Origin of the sequence: Bacillus sp. BB081, assembly GCF_008368895.1 — a bacterium.
Taxonomy (GTDB): domain Bacteria; phylum Bacillota; class Bacilli; order Bacillales; family Bacillaceae_G; genus Bacillus_A; species Bacillus_A wiedmannii.
Map to the genome: position 1 here is coordinate 194,280 of NZ_QOZX01000018.1, position 16,592 is coordinate 210,871.

General features: G+C 38.7%; 17 protein-coding genes. 16 read left to right on the forward strand and 1 reads right to left on the reverse strand.

All coding sequences use genetic code 11. The features are described 5' to 3' along the window. Positions 1 to 2: 2 nt before the first annotated feature. The 3 genes from atpC (at position 3) to DN394_RS10810 (ending at position 2,019) form a co-directional block, all read left to right on the forward strand. A complete protein-coding gene (atpC, locus tag DN394_RS10800) occupies positions 3 to 404 on the forward strand; it encodes a F0F1 ATP synthase subunit epsilon (RefSeq protein WP_000847206.1) in 402 nt (133 codons plus the stop codon). 131 nt (positions 405 to 535) lie between these two features. Next, a complete protein-coding gene (locus DN394_RS10805) occupies positions 536 to 1,318 on the forward strand; it encodes a DUF975 family protein (RefSeq protein ID WP_000578786.1) in 783 nt (260 codons plus the stop codon). Between the two features lie 47 nt (positions 1,319 to 1,365). Continuing rightward, positions 1,366 to 2,019 (forward strand): DUF975 family protein, encoded by a 654-nt coding sequence (locus DN394_RS10810; protein ID WP_046960136.1) that lies wholly within the window; start codon positions 1,366 to 1,368, stop codon positions 2,017 to 2,019. A 16-nt stretch (positions 2,020 to 2,035) separates the two neighbouring features. Here the strand turns inward: DN394_RS10810 and DN394_RS10815 are convergent, their stop codons facing one another. After that, positions 2,036 to 4,765, reverse strand: coding sequence for a putative bifunctional diguanylate cyclase/phosphodiesterase (locus DN394_RS10815; protein WP_046960135.1), 2,730 nt, complete (start codon positions 4,763 to 4,765; stop codon positions 2,036 to 2,038). 289 nt (positions 4,766 to 5,054) lie between these two features. On the opposite strand from DN394_RS10815, the gene nuoA reads away from it, so the two are divergent. The 13 genes from nuoA to DN394_RS10880 all read left to right on the forward strand — a co-directional run bounded on the left by nuoA (position 5,055) and on the right by DN394_RS10880 (position 16,588). Next, positions 5,055 to 5,423 (forward strand): NADH-quinone oxidoreductase subunit NuoA, encoded by a 369-nt coding sequence (gene nuoA / locus DN394_RS10820; RefSeq protein WP_000179270.1) that lies wholly within the window; start codon positions 5,055 to 5,057, stop codon positions 5,421 to 5,423. Then, complete coding sequence (nuoB, locus tag DN394_RS10825) at positions 5,414 to 5,932, forward strand: NADH-quinone oxidoreductase subunit NuoB (RefSeq protein WP_000236331.1); 519 nt, start codon at positions 5,414 to 5,416, stop codon at positions 5,930 to 5,932. Before nuoA ends, nuoB begins: the two co-directional genes overlap by 10 nt. Continuing rightward, a complete protein-coding gene (locus DN394_RS10830; protein WP_098704969.1) occupies positions 5,929 to 7,092 on the forward strand; it encodes an NADH-quinone oxidoreductase subunit C in 1,164 nt (387 codons plus the stop codon). Before nuoB ends, DN394_RS10830 begins: the two co-directional genes overlap by 4 nt. Positions 7,093 to 7,095: 3 nt before the next feature. Beyond that, positions 7,096 to 8,196, forward strand: coding sequence for an NADH-quinone oxidoreductase subunit NuoD (gene nuoD / locus DN394_RS10835; RefSeq protein ID WP_000621434.1), 1,101 nt, complete (start codon positions 7,096 to 7,098; stop codon positions 8,194 to 8,196). After that, the gene (nuoH, locus tag DN394_RS10840) at positions 8,196 to 9,197 is read left to right on the forward strand and encodes an NADH-quinone oxidoreductase subunit NuoH (protein WP_000573438.1); all 1,002 of its coding nucleotides are present in this window, start codon (positions 8,196 to 8,198) and stop codon (positions 9,195 to 9,197) included. Before nuoD ends, nuoH begins: the two co-directional genes overlap by 1 nt. A gap of 25 nt (positions 9,198 to 9,222) precedes the next feature. Continuing rightward, positions 9,223 to 9,642, forward strand: coding sequence for an NADH-quinone oxidoreductase subunit NuoI (nuoI, locus tag DN394_RS10845; protein ID WP_000677191.1), 420 nt, complete (start codon positions 9,223 to 9,225; stop codon positions 9,640 to 9,642). Next, on the forward strand, positions 9,639 to 10,163 hold the full coding sequence (locus tag DN394_RS10850) for an NADH-quinone oxidoreductase subunit J (RefSeq protein WP_001012824.1): 525 nt from the start codon (positions 9,639 to 9,641) through the stop codon (positions 10,161 to 10,163). Before nuoI ends, DN394_RS10850 begins: the two co-directional genes overlap by 4 nt. Further along, on the forward strand, positions 10,156 to 10,470 hold the full coding sequence (gene nuoK, locus DN394_RS10855; protein ID WP_000100078.1) for an NADH-quinone oxidoreductase subunit NuoK: 315 nt from the start codon (positions 10,156 to 10,158) through the stop codon (positions 10,468 to 10,470). The genes DN394_RS10850 and nuoK overlap by 8 nt, the downstream gene beginning before the upstream one ends. A gap of 29 nt (positions 10,471 to 10,499) precedes the next feature. Further along, positions 10,500 to 12,362, forward strand: a complete 1,863-nt coding sequence (gene nuoL, locus DN394_RS10860; RefSeq protein WP_149293775.1) for an NADH-quinone oxidoreductase subunit L — start codon at positions 10,500 to 10,502, stop codon at positions 12,360 to 12,362. Next, entirely contained in the window at positions 12,359 to 13,861 is a 1,503-nt protein-coding gene (locus tag DN394_RS10865) for an NADH-quinone oxidoreductase subunit M (protein WP_149293776.1), read from the forward strand. The genes nuoL and DN394_RS10865 overlap by 4 nt, the downstream gene beginning before the upstream one ends. A 7-nt stretch (positions 13,862 to 13,868) precedes the next feature. Next, the gene (nuoN, locus tag DN394_RS10870; RefSeq protein WP_338119284.1) at positions 13,869 to 15,383 is read left to right on the forward strand and encodes an NADH-quinone oxidoreductase subunit NuoN; all 1,515 of its coding nucleotides are present in this window, start codon (positions 13,869 to 13,871) and stop codon (positions 15,381 to 15,383) included. A 212-nt stretch (positions 15,384 to 15,595) separates the two neighbouring features. Further along, the gene (locus DN394_RS10875) at positions 15,596 to 15,832 is read left to right on the forward strand and encodes a DUF1146 family protein (protein ID WP_000940744.1); all 237 of its coding nucleotides are present in this window, start codon (positions 15,596 to 15,598) and stop codon (positions 15,830 to 15,832) included. A gap of 51 nt (positions 15,833 to 15,883) precedes the next feature. Beyond that, complete coding sequence (locus tag DN394_RS10880) at positions 15,884 to 16,588, forward strand: YwmB family TATA-box binding protein (protein WP_370458309.1); 705 nt, start codon at positions 15,884 to 15,886, stop codon at positions 16,586 to 16,588. Positions 16,589 to 16,592 lie beyond the last annotated feature (4 nt).

The following is a 16,592-nucleotide window of genomic DNA, read 5'->3' on the forward strand; positions in this document are numbered from 1 at the left end:
TTATGAAGACATTTCCAGTCAGTATTGTAACTCCTGATGGACCGGTTTACGAAAAAGAAGTAGAAATGGTAAGCGTAAAAGCAGAGAGTGGGGAAATGGGGATCTTACCGGGTCACATTCCAACTGTTGCACCATTAAAAATTAGTGCAGTTCGTCTGAAACATGGTGGACACACTGATTATGTAGCAGTAAGCGGTGGCTTTATCGAAGTTCGTCCAGATAAAGTAACTGTATTATCATCATCTGCTGAAGAAGCAAACCATATCGATATCCATCGTGCAAATGAAGCGAAGCGTCGCGCTGAACAACGTATGCAAGATAAACAAGCACATGTTGACTTTAGACGTGCAGAAATGGCATTACAACGTGCTGTGAACCGTTTAAACGTTTCTGATATGAAATAAAAAATCCGTAAAGGCTTTGCCTTTACGGATTTTTTTTGTGCAGTTCATGGATAATTTTACAAAAATGGTATAATTATATTGATGCTTGTATAAGTAGAGAATGTACAACAATTTATAAAGGGGATGAAGAAATGATCGGTGAAATGAAACGAGAAGCGTTGCACTCTTTAAAGGGAAAATGGGGGCTAGGTGTTGGATCAACGATTTTATATTTTATTTTAAGTTATGTTGTTTCAATGGCTGCAATGCTTATAATGTTAATTCCAGGAATTATTATATTTTTCTTAGTTGTTAGCTTAACTGGATCAGTTGAAGAGGAAACGATGTCAATCGGAGCAGGTATTACATTTGGTATTTTTTATTGCATCATAATAATTTTGAGTAACGCATCGTATGGAATTACATCATACGGTTATACAAATGTATTTTTACAGATTAGTAAACGAGAAGGTGCTAAAGTAGATCACTTATTCGAAGGATTTCGTGGCTTTAAAAGAATGATGAAAACGATGTGGGCAATGCTTGCGATTTTATTATATACAGGTACATGGATTCCAATGTTGCTAGTAGCCTTATTCGCATTTTTCGGTGAAGAAGGAAATACGTCGTTTACTATCGCTTTCTTTGTATTATTAGCTATTTCAATCGTTGTTATGATTGTGATGTATTTTTCTTATGCGATGACGTACTATGTAATGATTGAAAATCCAGAGTATAGTGTGTCACGAGCAATGAAAGAAAGTAAGCATCTTATGAAGGGACATAAGTTAGATTTGTTTCTTTTATGGCTTAGTTTTATAGGATGGGGTATTTTAGCGATTCTTACACTTGGAATTGGTTTTCTTTGGCTTAGCCCGTATATGAGTACAACGACAGCGCATTTTTATCGTTATCTTTCAAAAGACGAATTGTAGTAGGAACATGCTATACTAATAGAGTTATTACGTATAGGAGGAACAATATGATTAGTGATTTAAAAGGAGAAGCGCTAGATTCATTAGAAGGGAAATGGGGATTAGCTGTCGGGGCAACATTACTGATTTCGATTCTTATTTCAGCTTTTAGTTTTAGTATTGATTTCATTTTCTCTCAATTTTGGGATTGGAAAGAAGTAAATAGCTCACTTTCAGTAGACGTTATTACAATATTGATGGTAGGTCCATTAACGCTAGGTGGTTATCATTTAGCACTACATATCATTCGTGAAAAAGAAGCGAGTATTGGGCATATATTCAGATGGTTTACAGAAGGAAGTAAGTTTATAAAGTCATTTTTATTATATATAGTAGTGAACATTTATATTTTCTTATGGTTTTTACTATTTATTATTCCAGGCATTATTAAATCATTTTCTTATGCGATGACGTACTTTATAATAAATGATCATCCTGAGTATTCCATAAATCAAGCTATTACAGAAAGTCGTCGTATGATGAATGGACATAAGATGGAGTATTTCATTTTATGTTTAAGCTTTATTGGTTGGTTTATATTAAGTTGTATTACGTTAGGGATTGGATTCCTATGGCTAATTCCATATTTTTATACGACGTCAGCAGCTTTTTATGAAGAAATTGCAGAGGAGTATTACGAGAAAACAATTCCGACACTATAAAAACACCCAGTATGAGCTATTGGTTCATACTGGGTGTTTTTTGTAGAAATTTTATAAATTGATGACTAGTAAGTGGTTTACTGAAATAGTAACCTTGCATATATTTACAGTTGTTCTTTTGTAGAAACTTAAGTTGTTTTTCTGTTTCAATTCCTTCAGCAACGACAGAGAGGTTTAAAGTATTTGCAAGGGAAAGGATAGTGGAAACAATAGCTCGTTCCTCAGGCCGATGATCGGCTAGTTGTGTAAATTCTCTCGGTACTTTTAACGTATCGATAGGGAAAATTGATAAATAAGCGAGAGAGGAATAGCCGGTACCGAAGTCATCAATGGACGTTTGAATACCATATTCCTTTAATTGTTTTAGTCTTGATAATGTTTCTTTTTCGTTGATCATTGCAATTCGTTCTGTTAGCTCAAGTGTTACATGCTTTGGATCGACTTTAATGTCTGTTAGTATTTGTGAAATGTTCTCGATTAAATGATCTTGCTGGAACTCTTTTGCAGATAAGTTCACACTTATTTTTAAATCTGTGTAGCCGAAAGTATGCCATATTTTTAACTGGCGACAAGATTCTTTTAATACCCAATGACCGAGTGGAACGACTTGAGGCGTCTCTTCTACAATTGGAATGAACTCACATGGCGGAATGTCACCTAGGAGTGGGTGTTTCCAGCGTATTAATGCTTCAGCACCAATAATCTTTTTCGTCGTAATATCAATTTGTGGTTGATAGACGAGATAAAACTCTTCGTTTACTAAAGCGAGTGGTAAATCTTTTTCAATTCGAGCTTTTCGTTCCATTTTTTTATACAATTCTTTCGTGTACAGAGAGCTACCATTTTTTCCTTTATTTTTTGCTTCGTACATGGCCATATCAGCATGCTGTAAAATGGACAATGGATCTTCACCTGCTTCAGGATATATTGCAATCCCGATGCTCGGTGAGATTTGTAAATGTTGACTTTCAATTTCGAATGGTTCGTTCATGGCTGCTACAATCGTATCAGCCATTTTTTTTACATCGGGTCTTTTTTTATAATTTTCGATAAGGATTGTGAACTCATCCCCAGCTAGCCGGGCGAGCTTCATATTTGGTGTCGATAGTCTTTCTAGTCTTTTTGCTACGGCAATTAATAGAAGGTCTCCTACCCTATGACCGAGGGTATCGTTAATAACCTTAAAGCGGTCTAGGTCGAGAAACATAACAGCAAAAGGCCTTTTTGATATTTCGGATCGAGCAATTGCTTGTTCTACATATTGATGAAATGCACGGCGATTTGCAAGCTCTGTTAAAGTATCATGATATGCTAGAAAATTAATTTGTTCTTGTTGTTGTTTGCTTTCCGTAATATCTTTAATCATTAAATAAACACCAGAAATATGATCCTTTAAAAAGATAGGAACTGCTGTAACATGCAAGTAGTAAATATCCCTATTTTTATGATATGCCCGTACTTCTAAAGAAATAGATTTCCCCTTTTTTACCCGATGAAAGGCACTAATGATTTCTTCCAAATCTTCTTCATACATAAGTGAATAGTAAGGTTGATTTAATAATTCATTCGTTTGATAACCGAGCAAAGTAGTACCAGCGTTATTCACTTTGAGAAAATTACCGTACAAATCTAAGGTGAAGATTGGATCTGGATGATGCTCATATAAAGATTTAAACATCTGTTGGTTATGATATAGTTCATTTTTTTGTTCTACTAAATCTTCTGTACGTAGTTCAATTTGTTTTTCGAGTTCCGAGTTGAATTGCATTTGGGCTAGTAATAATATTTTATTTTGTTTTCGAACTAAACTATGGCGTATGAGAACGAAGGAGAAAGTTATTATAAGCCCGATTACTACAATAGGTGCAAAAATATATTCAACTAGTATAAAAACAATAAGCATTACTACAGAAATATAAGGTAATGACAATCTGATCGATTCCCCAAGTTTAGGTGTTAATAGTACTTGCTCTTGTCTTTCAGGTTCTTTTGTATGCAGAATACAGGCGATTGCTACTAGTACTAAAGTTACTTGATAGAGAGGAGTAACTGTAAACATAGAATACTCGGGTGTGAAGTATTTAATATAAGCATAAATCGCATCTGTAGTAGCATATAAAATTAAAGCACTGCCAAGAAGCGCACCAACTTTTTTGGATAATAAGGATAATGGCTTGAATAACAGATTGATTCCTATGAGAAGAAAGAGCAAATCGGCCATTGGATAGGTAAGTTGAACAAATATGTCGATATAGGATGTTGAAGAAACGTGAATGGTGCGTTCAATAAGTAAGTAGTAACTTAAAGTGAATTGTGCTGTAACAATAATACAAATATCACATATCATAAAAAGCTTTTCTAATAAATCGCGGTTATAGATGATTTCATATAGAAAGGCAAATGCAAAGCTAATTAAAAAAAGTAAGTAAAAAAAATCGGACGGATCAACGAATGTATAGTAGTCCTTTAAAATTAAACGTTGATAGGCAACGACCATATCACCAATGAAATAAGAGAGGGTTCCAACAGATAAAATGGTCCAAAATAAACGAGGTAACCCTTCTTTCCTATTTGAAAAATAAAGTATATAACTACAAGCGATAATATCAATGAATAAGGTACTCATTCCAATTAATATTTGAAAAGGAAATGAGTATTCATATAGAAAAGGCATTGCCACGTAATGAATCGCTATAGATAACAATATAATGCTTATAAGAATACTTACATGTGTTTGTTTTTTCATTTATCTCACCCACGGTATATACATATAAATTCCTCTTTTTATTTTTTATTGTTTCTTGAAACATATATATAATTTCTATACTTATTTTACACAGATATAGCGAGTTATAAAAATAGATTTTAATAATTCTCGTTTCGGTCCCCAATATATCGACATAGGAATTTGAAGTTTGCTATAATGATTAAAATAGTTGCATTATTTAGAAAAATTTAAAAATAATAATTACTGCAACTAGGACATATTGTTTACTAAGTGAACTTGTTCTTAATTCAGGGGGGAGGGTTTCACAATGGCAAGTGTATATGAAAATAGTTATATGATCGTTTTGATTTTCTTGCTATTAGGTATATTGCTGCCGGTAGTGGCTCTTACATTAGGAAAGATGCTGCGTCCAAACAAACCAAGTGCAGCGAAAGCGACGACGTATGAGAGTGGGATTGAGCCTTTTCATGATGCAAATATTCGGTTTCATGCTCGTTATTATATTTTTGCTTTATTGTTTGTCATCTTTGATGTAGAAACTTTATTTTTATATCCATGGGCTGTTGCATATGACAAGCTCGGTTTATTTGCACTGATTGAAATGCTCATCTTTGTTGTAATGTTGCTAGTTGGATTAGCGTATGCTTGGAAAAAGAAGGTGTTACAATGGTTATAAATTTTGAGGAATTACATCCAAATGAGCGGGCGGAATTAGAACGAAATATCTTTTTTTCTACATTGGAGCAGTTAAAAGGATGGGCACGAAGCAATTCTTTATGGCCGATGACATTCGGACTGGCATGCTGTGCAATTGAAATGATGGGAGTAGGTTCATCACATTACGATTTAGATCGATTTGGGTCATTTTTTCGGACATCGCCAAGGCAATCGGACGTTATGATTGTGTCGGGAACAGTAACGAAGAAGATGGCTCCTATTGTTCGGCGTTTATACGATCAAATGCCTGAACCAAAATGGGTTATTGCAATGGGATCTTGTGCGACAGCAGGTGGCCCATATGTAAATTCATACGCTGTTGTGAAAGGTGTGGATCAAATTGTACCAGTGGATGTGTATATTCCTGGTTGTCCACCCAATCCTGCTGCTTTAATTTATGGAATTAATAAATTGAAAGAAAAAATTCGTTACGAGGCAAAGACGGGAAAGCAGGTGACGAATAAATGAGTGATCCAAATAAAGATCTAGAGGATTTGAAAAGAGAAGCGGCTAGGCATGCGAAAGAAGAGGCGAGAAAGCGTCTCGTTGCGAAACATGATGCGGAAATAAGTAAACTTGAGGAAGAAAATCGAGAAAAAGAGAAAGCGCTACCAAAAAGTGATGGTATGACTGTGGAAGAAGTAAAACGACGTGCAGCAGCAGCCGCAAAAGCAAAAGTGGCAGCGTTAGCGAAGCAAAAAAGAGAAGGAACCGAAGAAGTAACGGAAGAAGAAAGGGCCAAAGCGAAGGCGAAGGCAGCAGCAGCCGCAAAAGCAAAAGCGGCAGCGTTAGCGAAGCAAAAAAGAGAAGGAACCGAAGAGGTAACGGAAGAAGAAAAGGCCAAAGCGAAAGCGAAGGCAGCAGCAGCCGCAAAAGCAAAAGCGGCAGCGTTAGCGAAGCAAAAAAGAGAAGGAACCGAAGAAGTAACGGAAGAAAAAAAGGCCAAAGCGAAAGCGAAGGCGAAGGCCGTGGCGGTAGCAAAGGCAAAGGCAGCGGCTTTAGCGAAGCAGAAGGCCTCGCTAGGTGATGGGAAATCGGGAGATGAAAAGGCGAAGGCAATTGCAGCAGCGAAGGCAAAAGCGGCAGAAAGGGCGAAGACAAAGGGCGCTGAAGGTAAAGCGGAAGAGGAGCCGAAGCAGGAAGAGCCATCCGTGAATCAGCCGTATTTAAATCAGTATGTTGAAGTTATTAAGGGGAAAATTGGAGAGGATACGTTAGTAGATTCCTACATTAATAAACTTTCAAAAGACGTGCCAACTCTTGTGGTGGAGCCCTCAAAATATTATGAAGTAATGGAGTTACTGCGATTCCATGAGGGACTTGCTTTTGATTATATGTCAGAGCTACATGCGACGGATTTTGTGACACATATGGAAGTGTATGTCCATTTATTTTCATATGGAAAGAAACAGTCAGTAGCGGTGAAGGTGAAGTTGGATAGGGAAGCACCAGAAGTAGAGTCGGTTGCAGCGCTTTGGAAAGGAGCGGACTGGCCAGAGCGAGAAGCGTATGATTTGCTCGGCATTGTATTTAAGGGGCATCCGAATTTATCACGTATTTTAATGCCTGATGATTGGATAGGGTATCCGCTTCGGAAAGATTATGAACCGTATGATGTGGAGGTGTAGCTTATGATCCGTACGGAAGAAATGCTTTTGAATGTAGGGCCTCAGCATCCGAGTACGCATGGTGTGTTCAGGCTTGTTATTAAGATTGACGGGGAAATTATTAAAGAAGCTACACCAGTTATTGGATATTTGCATCGCGGGACCGAAAAGATTGCCGAGAGCTTACAGTATACGCAAATTATCCCTTATACAGATCGAATGGACTATTTATCGGCCATGACGAATAATTACGTCATTTGCCATGCTGTAGAGACGATGATGGGGCTTGAAATCCCGGAGCGGGCCGAATACTTACGAGTACTTGCAATGGAGCTTGGAAGGATTGCGAGCCACCTCGTTTGGTGGGGGACAAATCTTCTTGATATAGGAGCGGTCAGCCCGTTTTTATACGCTTTTCGTGAACGAGAGATGATTATAAATTTATTAAACGAATTATGCGGTGCCCGTCTTACTTTTAACTATATGAGAGTCGGGGGTGTAAAGTGGGATGCGCCGGACGGTTGGATTGAAAAAGTGGAAGAGTTTGTTCCGTATATGCGAGAACAATTGGCAGGTTATCATGATCTCGTTAGCGGTAATGAGATTTTCTTAAATCGCGTAAAAGGCGTTGGTATATATAGCGCGGAAGAAGCGATTTCGTATTCTTTAAGCGGAGCGAATTTGCGGTGTACCGGAGTAAACTGGGATCTTCGCAAGGATGAACCGTACTCCATTTATGATCGTTTTGATTTCGATATTCCTGTTGGGAGTGTGGGAGATGCTTGGGATCGTTACGTTTGCCGCATGCAAGAGATTGAGGAGTCATTAAAAATTGTTGAGCAAGCTGTCCAGCAGTTCCCGAAAGACGGAGCTGTGCTAGCGAAAGTGCCGAAAATCATTAAGGCGCCTAAAGGGGAAGCGTTCGTCCGTATAGAATCGCCGCGAGGAGAGATTGGTTGCTATATTGCTAGTGATGGAAAGAAAGAGCCGTATCGCTTGAAGTTTCGCAGGCCGTCTTTTTACAATTTGCAAATTTTACCGAAGTTATTGAAAGGTGAAAACATCGCCAATTTAATTACGATTTTAGGTGGAGTTGATATTGTACTTGGGGAGGTTGATGGCTAATGATTGAAACGCTCTTACAATCACCTTCAAGCTGGACGAATTTCTTCATTTTTTTCGGATTAGCGGTGCTTCTATTATTTGCAGTCCTTGGCTTCGTTACATATGGTATTTTGGCAGAACGGAAAGTAATGGGTTTTATGCAAGGGCGGATTGGACCAAACCAAGTTGGGGGCCGGTTCGGTTTACTGCAAACGGTAGCTGATGTTTTAAAACTATTATTGAAAGAAGATAGTATTCCGAAAGCGGCAGATAAACCGTTGTTTATATTAGCGCCTGTCATTGCATTCGCACCGGCATTTATGGTGCTTGCAGTCATCCCGTTTACTGATAAATTTCAGTTCGCGGATATTGGCGTAGGCTTACTGTATTACATTGCTGTTTCTGGCATTACGACGATTGGTGTCGTAACCGGAGGATGGGCATCAAATAATAAATATTCCCTTTTAGGAGGGATGCGTGCGGCGGCGCAAATGATTTCTTATGAAATTCCGCTCGTAATGAGTGTAATTGGCGTCGTTTTGTTAGCTGGTAGCCTGAATTTAAATGAAATTGTAGCGGCACAGGAGAATGTTTGGTACATTTTCGTGCAGCCAATCGGTTTCGTCGTTTTCTTAATCGCGGCGGTAGCAGAGTTAAATAGGACGCCGTTTGATTTACCAGAAGCAGAATCGGAACTTGTTTCTGGATATCATACGGAATACTCAGGGTTTCGATGGGCGTTTTTCATGCTTTCAGAGTACGTATATTTCTTCGGAATGTCATCTTTAATTACAGTGCTCTTTTTAGGCGGATGGAATCCAGTTATGTTCCTTGGATTTATCCCAGGAGCTGTATGGTTTGCTTTGAAATTTAGCAGTGTAGTCTTTCTATTAATTTGGTTCCGCGTTACGTTTCCGCGTATAAGAGGTGACCAGTTAATGGAGTTTGGCTGGAAAGTATTATTGCCAATTGCACTTGCGAATATTTTCTTAACGGCATTGATTAAGGAGTTATTCTTCTAATCTATGAGGGGGGTGCCAGTAAGAGATGAAAGGACTATTTAAAGGATTAAAATATACATTAAGCAATTTGAGTAAGAAGAAGGTGACCTACGATTATCCGAATCAACCGTTGCCGTTGCCAGACCGCTTTCGAGGTATTCAAAAGTTTTATCCGGAAAAGTGTATTGTTTGTAACCAATGCTCCAACATTTGTCCGACAGACTGTATTCAGTTAACAGGAAAAAAACATCCGGATCCTACGAAAAAAGGAAAAATTATCGACACGTACGATATTAATTTTGAAATTTGTATTCTGTGTGATTTATGTACAGAAGTTTGTCCGACAGAGGCGATTGTTATGACAAATAACTTTGAGCTCGCGGAATATTCACGTGATGATTTATTTAAAAATTTGCAGTGGCTTGACGAAAACGACGAAAACGTCAGGAAGGAGAATAAAGCATGAATGGCGAGTTTGTAGCATTCTTTATACTATCCTTGTCTGCAATTATCGGCGGTGTTCTTATGTTGAACTTAACGAAAGTCATGCATATGATGCTAGCTCTCGTTCTGACATTTCTTAGTATCGCAGGTTTGTACTTTCTTTTATCGGCCGAATTTATCGGAGTTGCACAAATTTTACTTTACTCCGGTGCAATTACAATTATTATGATTTTTGGCATTATGTTAACGCAACATAACGCAGAAAATGAATCGCGTCTTACTCTTCGAAAATGGATTATCTTCTTTGCGGTTGTAGCATTTGGGGCAGTTATGTATTTCGCTGTTAACAATATTGATTTTGCAAATGAAAGCACACAAGGAAGTTTACCTCTCCATGAAAAAAACACACTTCAAATCGGTACACTTCTCTATTCGAAATATATTATTCCATTTGAGTTAACCTCAGTCATTTTACTTGTAGCACTTGTTGGCGCGATTATACTTGCGAAGAAGGATGAGAAAGAGGAGGATTCCAATGAGTAGCGTTCCAGCTTCTGCATATTTAACGCTTGCGATTATTTTGTTTTGCATCGGTTTGTTTGGAGCTTTAACGAAGCGAAATACAGTGATTGTATTAGTTTGTATTGAATTAATGCTTAACGCGGCCAATTTAAATTTAGTCGCGTTTAGTAAATTAGGTTTGTTCCCAAATTTAACAGGGCAAATTTTCTCTCTGTTTACGATGGCTGTAGCAGCAGCGGAGGCGGCGGTAGGACTCGCCATTTTAATTGCTTTGTATCGTAATCGTACGACGGTTCATGTAGATGAAATGGATACGCTCAAAGGATAACATTGTGACCGAAAAGGGGGAAGGAAACAATGATCGATTATGCATGGCTCATACCGCTTTTCCCGCTTGTTTCGTTTTTTTTATTACTTATATTCGGGAAGAAAATTAGAGAAGGAAGCAGTGTACTTAGTATTTTCCTCGTCTTTCTCTCCTTTATATTTGCGGTACTTGTATTAATAGAACGGTTTTCGAAAGTAGGATTGAAGCATAAGTGGGTATGGCTTAGAACGGGAGATATTGATATATCATTTGGCTTTGAAGTGACTGCATTAGGGGCTTTAATGCTGTTTATCGTTACACTTGTGAGTTTACTTGTACATGTGTATTCGAAAGGTTATATGAAAGGTGATGAAAGATTACCAACCTTTTATGCCTATTTAGGGCTCTTCACATTTGCGATGCTCGGGCTCGTTATATCACCGAATTTATTACAGCTTTATATATTTTGGGAGTTAGTCGGCCTTGGTTCATTTTTACTCATCGGTTTTTATTTCTTTAAAGAAGAAGCGAAGGCTGCTGCGAAAAAGGCTTTTATTATGACTCGTATTGGAGATGTCGGTTTATTTATAGGGATGATCTTACTTTTTTGGCACGCGGGTAGTTTTGAATATGACGCAATATTTAGGGCGATTCGTACGGGTGATCTTACCCCTACCATGATTACAATAACAGCGATATTAATTTTTATCGGGGCGATGGGGAAGTCAGGTCAGTTCCCGCTTCATACGTGGTTACCAGATGCGATGGAAGGGCCGACGCCTGTTTCGGCACTTATTCATGCGGCGACGATGGTCGCAGCTGGCGTATATTTAGTGGCGACGATGTTTCCGCTATTTTCAGCAAGTGCGGTGGCGATGCAGACGGTGGCAATCGTTGGAGCTTTCACTGCGATCTTTGCGGCTTCTATCGGTCTTGTACAAACGGACATAAAGAGAGTGCTTGCTTATTCTACGGTTAGCCAGCTAGGTTATATGATGCTCGCATTAGGATCTGCTGGTTATGTAGCTGGTATTTTCCATTTAACGACACACGCCTTTTTTAAAGCGCTACTATTTTTGGCAGCAGGAAGTGTCATTCATGCAGTGCATACGCAAGACATTAATAAAATGGGTGGTTTACAGAAGAAGATGAAAGTAACGGGTGCACTATTTTTAATCGGTACACTTGCAATTAGTGGGGTTCCGCTCCTTTCTGGTTTCTTTAGTAAAGATGAAATTTTAGCGGTGACTTGGATGAATGGCAATTACGTTTTATTCATATTAGCAGTAATTGCAGCATTTTTAACAGCATTCTACATGTTCCGGCTCTACTTCCTTGTCTTTACTGGGGAAGCAAAGACAAAGGAAGATGTGCATGAATCGCCCCGCATTATGACGTATCCGATGATCGTTCTCGGGGTCCTTGCAGTAGTGGCAGGTTATATAAATACACCGTGGTTTGGGACGTTTCTCGGGGATTGGCTTACGAAAGATGTAGCATTTAAAGCGCGAGAGGCACATGGACCAGTTTGGATTATGATTGTTGCGACGCTCGTTTCCTTGGCTGGGATTGCTCTTGCATATTTCATATATGGCAAGAAATCTATTTCTAGAGATTGGGCTGGGGGCGATGGAACACCTCTTTATAACCTTTTGAAAGAAAAATATTATGTGGATGAACTATACAATATGACGGTGCTCCCTATTACGAAGGGAATCGCTCATGTGCTTCGCTTATTTGAGGTGTATGTAGTCGAAGGAATTGCCGTTTTAATAGGGAGTCTAGTTAAAGGGATAAGCGGACTCGGTTCTAGACTCCAAAACGGAAATGTACAAGTGTACGGCACTGTAACAGCTGTTTCGCTTGCAGTACTCGTCATTATTTTGCTCTATACGGGAGGGGATTTACGATGAATGATTTGTTATTAACGTTCTTCATTTTTTCCCCGCTTTTAGGAATTCTCTTACTTGTATTAACGCCAAAAAAAGAATCGCGTACTGTGCGAGCACTTGGTTTATTTGGGACGGCGCTTCCATTTGGAATCGCTATCGTCCTCGCTTGTACATATGCTTCTGGAAAGAGTTTGTCGCTATTCGATGAAAAAGTGAAATGGATTAAATTTGGGGATTTTGCAGCGGTGGATAAAAGATGGTTTTCCATTTATTACGAGCTCGGCATTGATGGTTTATCGCTCGTTATGATGGTGCTGACAGCCCTTCTAGCGATGCTTGCAGCAATTGCGGCATTTACTATTAAAAGAAACTTGAAAGCCTTTTATATGCTGCTACTCATGTTAGAAATAGGGATGCTCGGCGTCTTCGCTGCTCAAAATTTAATGTTGTTCTTTATCTTCTTTGAAATTACGTTGCCGCCAATGTTTTTATTAATTGGAAAGTGGGGGAAATTGTCGAGTGAAAAGGCTGCTTATAGTTATTTAATATATAACGGTATTGGCTCTGCTATTTTACTCATCGTTTTCTCAGTTTTATTTGCAAAAACAGGTACAACAAATATTACAGAGCTTAAAGAAATATTAACGAGCGTAGGTGCTGGGGGAGGAATGGCTGTCTCAAGTAGCTTACAGTTCGGATTGTTTCTTGCCATAATGATTGCCTTTGCGATTAAACTACCCATTTTCCCGTTACATCGCTGGATGGTCAATGTGCATATTGAAGCGCATCCGGCTGTAGTTATGCTTCACGCGGGCGTTTTACTGAAGATTGGGGCATACGGTATGATTCGTTTCGGAAAGGGGCTATTCCCGGAATACTTTCGCGAGTTTGCAACGCTTATTGCGATTTTAGGAGTCATCAATTTATTGTACGGAGCCTTCTTAGCGCTCATCCAAACGGATTTTCGGAAGGTGCTTGCTTACTCTAGTATTTCGCATATGGGCATCGTATTAATGGGTCTTGCGGCGTTAAATGCACCAGGTATACAAGGGGCACTATTCCAAGTTGTCTCTCACGGTTTAATTGCGGCCTTACTCTTCTTCTTACTTGGCGTTATAGAACAGCGCTTTGGAACGTCGGACATTACAGCGCTTGGCGGACTCGCAAAAAGTGTCCCGGTACTTAGCGGATTCTTCTTAGCAGGAGGAATGGCATCGCTTGGATTGCCAGGAATGTCTGGATTTGTTAGCGAGTTTCTTGCCTTTCTCGGTTTATTCCAAGGGGAGCCAGTCATTGCTGCAGTCGGTGTGCTCGGAATCATTTTAACCGCTGTATACGTATTAAGGGCAACGCTTCAAGTAACTTTTGGTAAGAAAGAGTGGGAGGCGAAAGCTGATATACACGGATGGGAGTATGTCCCTATATTGCTACTTATCTTCTGCATTATTGCAATTGGAGTAATGCCAGAAATACTAGGGGATCCGCTTCAAAATACATTGAAAACATTGGGGGTGAAGTAGGATGGATATGAATACGTTACTTAGCTTATCATGGCATCTCATGGTGCCAGAATTCATTATTCTCGGAGCAGCCATCCTTCTTTCCATATGTGATTTATTTTTTAAGCTGAACCATAGATATGTAGCGCTTAGTGCAATCGCAGCCGTCATATTAGCAATCGTGTCGTTAATCACGCTATACGGTGAACCGACAGGAGATATTTTAAATGGATCGTTTGTGTTAGATGGGTTTTCAAAAGGGTTTAAAACGTTGTTATTAGGCGGAGCGGCCCTCATCTTATGCACCGCCATGAGCGATGATAAGAAGAATCCAATTGAAGATAAGGGAGAATATTATTACTTATTTTTAATGGCACTTCTTGGGGCTATGTTTATGGCTTCTAGTATCGACTTCATTACACTTTTCGTCGGTTTAGAATTGCTTTCACTTTCTTCATATATTTTAGTAGGAATACGAAAAAGGAACCGTGCATCAAACGAAGCGGCCATGAAATATGTCATTAACGGAGGAATTGGAACGGCAATTACGCTCTTTGGAATGAGTTATTTATACGGTATTACAGGATCAACTAATATCGTGGATATGCAAAAAGTATTCGCAGGGGAGCTTGCTGGTGGTATTCAGTTATTGTTAGCTCTCGCATTTTTACTATTACTCGTTGGACTCTCGTTTAAAATTGCGACAGTGCCGTTTCATATGTGGGCACCAGATGTGTATGAGGGAGCGGCTACACCTGTTACTGCTTTTCTCGGGACGATTTCTAAAATTGCTGGATTCTTACTCATTATTCGTCTGTTTCTCATGGTTTTTGCAAGTGTATCGGTGCAAGGAGACATGCAATCTTTATACGGACGTATGAGCATATACATTGCGGTACTAGCGAGTATTACGATGATTATTGGAAACGTAGTAGCGTTAAAGCAATATAACGTAAAACGCCTATTTGCCTATTCGGGAATCGCGCATGCGGGGTATTTACTCGTTCCGCTTGTAGCATTATCACCATTTACGATGGATAGCATGTGGTTTTACATGCTTGCGTATATGCTTATGAATATAGGCGCATTTGCAATTATTCACGGCTTAATCTTACAAAGCGACAAAGAAAATATTACTATTTTTACCGGATTATATAAGCGGTCGCCATTTACAGCGATAGTGATGACGATTTTTATATTATCGTTGGCCGGGATACCAGGAACAGCTGGTTTCATCGGGAAAATTAACATCTTTTTAGGTGCACTGCATGTAGAGCCAGCTCATTACGTACTAGCTTCTATTATGATGGGGACGACAGTCATCTCATTCGTATATTATTTCCGTATTCTACAGCAAATGTTTTTCCGGACGGGAGAAGTGGAAGAGAAAATTCGTTTGCCATTGAATATAAAGGTTGTTATGAGCCTTTGTGCAATCTCGATTGTAATACTAGGGATTATGCCGATGATTGGATACAATTTCTTTTATGAATATTTTCCATTAATGAAGGATTTCTTCTTCTTAGGGAACGTGGTACAATAGTGAAAATAAAAGGTGTGGAGTTGTTACTCTGCGCTTTTTATTTTGTGTGAATTACAATTGAAAATGCATGTAGGTATATGTTTTTTGAGAGCGAATTATGATGTGAAATGTAAGATGCTTATTTGTATTTGAAAAAGTGTGGCTCCTACTTATTATGGTATCGTTTTTATAGTATTTCGTAAGTAGTAGCTGGGTAAAAAGGGGTCGATTTTTTGGCACATCTTTTAGGGCAACAAGCACTGATTGCCATTGTTTCGCATTTATTGTTTATTACCATTACGTGGTGGGCCTTACAAGGTGTTCACATTGAGCGTTTAATGAAGTCTGGAAAGGTGATGCAGACGCGAGTGTTACTCATCCTAATTACAATTGCAATTGGGACATCTGTAAGTAACTTTTTCCTTGATTATTTAGGCTATTCAAAGAGTTTAACGTATTTAGTAAAGTAAGTGTATAGAACCTCATATCTCCGTTAACAATGGGGATAGGAGGGGATGAAATTGAAGCTTAAAGCCATTCTTATTGTTGTGATAAGTGTTGTTTTATTTTTGGTTGGATATAGAGAGATGAAACCGATCAGCGATGAACAGAAAATGGAGAGCATGATTGCAACTTTAGAGAAAAATGATGCTAAAGTAGAGAAGTGGTCATGGTTAGCGCGAGAAAAAAAAACAATTTCTAATATACATATGTTTCAAAAGTTGTTAAACGATGTGAAGGACAAGGCGAATATTCAAAAGTGGGAATTAGAGCAATCTCCAGATGGATATAAAGCTACATCCTATAAAAAATTTTCTTCTTATGAAGAACGAGTAGTAGTAACATGGAGTAAGGAAAATACTAAAGAAAACACTTTCATTATTTTTGAAGTAAGCGGGGCGAAATGGGACCCGAAGTACATTCAGAAAACAAATAAAATTTTTAGTGAAAAACCTATAATTTACACTTGTGTTCAAGGTGTACTGAATGATAAGATTGAAGGTGTTTTGCAAAATAAAACCAATCAGTTTTTGAAAGATCTTTCAGCAAGAGCGATCGAACAGATAGAAGAAAGAGCATTTGTATCAGTCTCCGCATACAATAAAAAGTGGGATGACGCTCTTTCAACAAATAGAGAGAAAATAAATGTGCAAATAGCAATACGTTCTACAGACAACAAAGATACAATTGTGGTTGGCACACCGATCATAACTTCTGAGTATTGAGTGA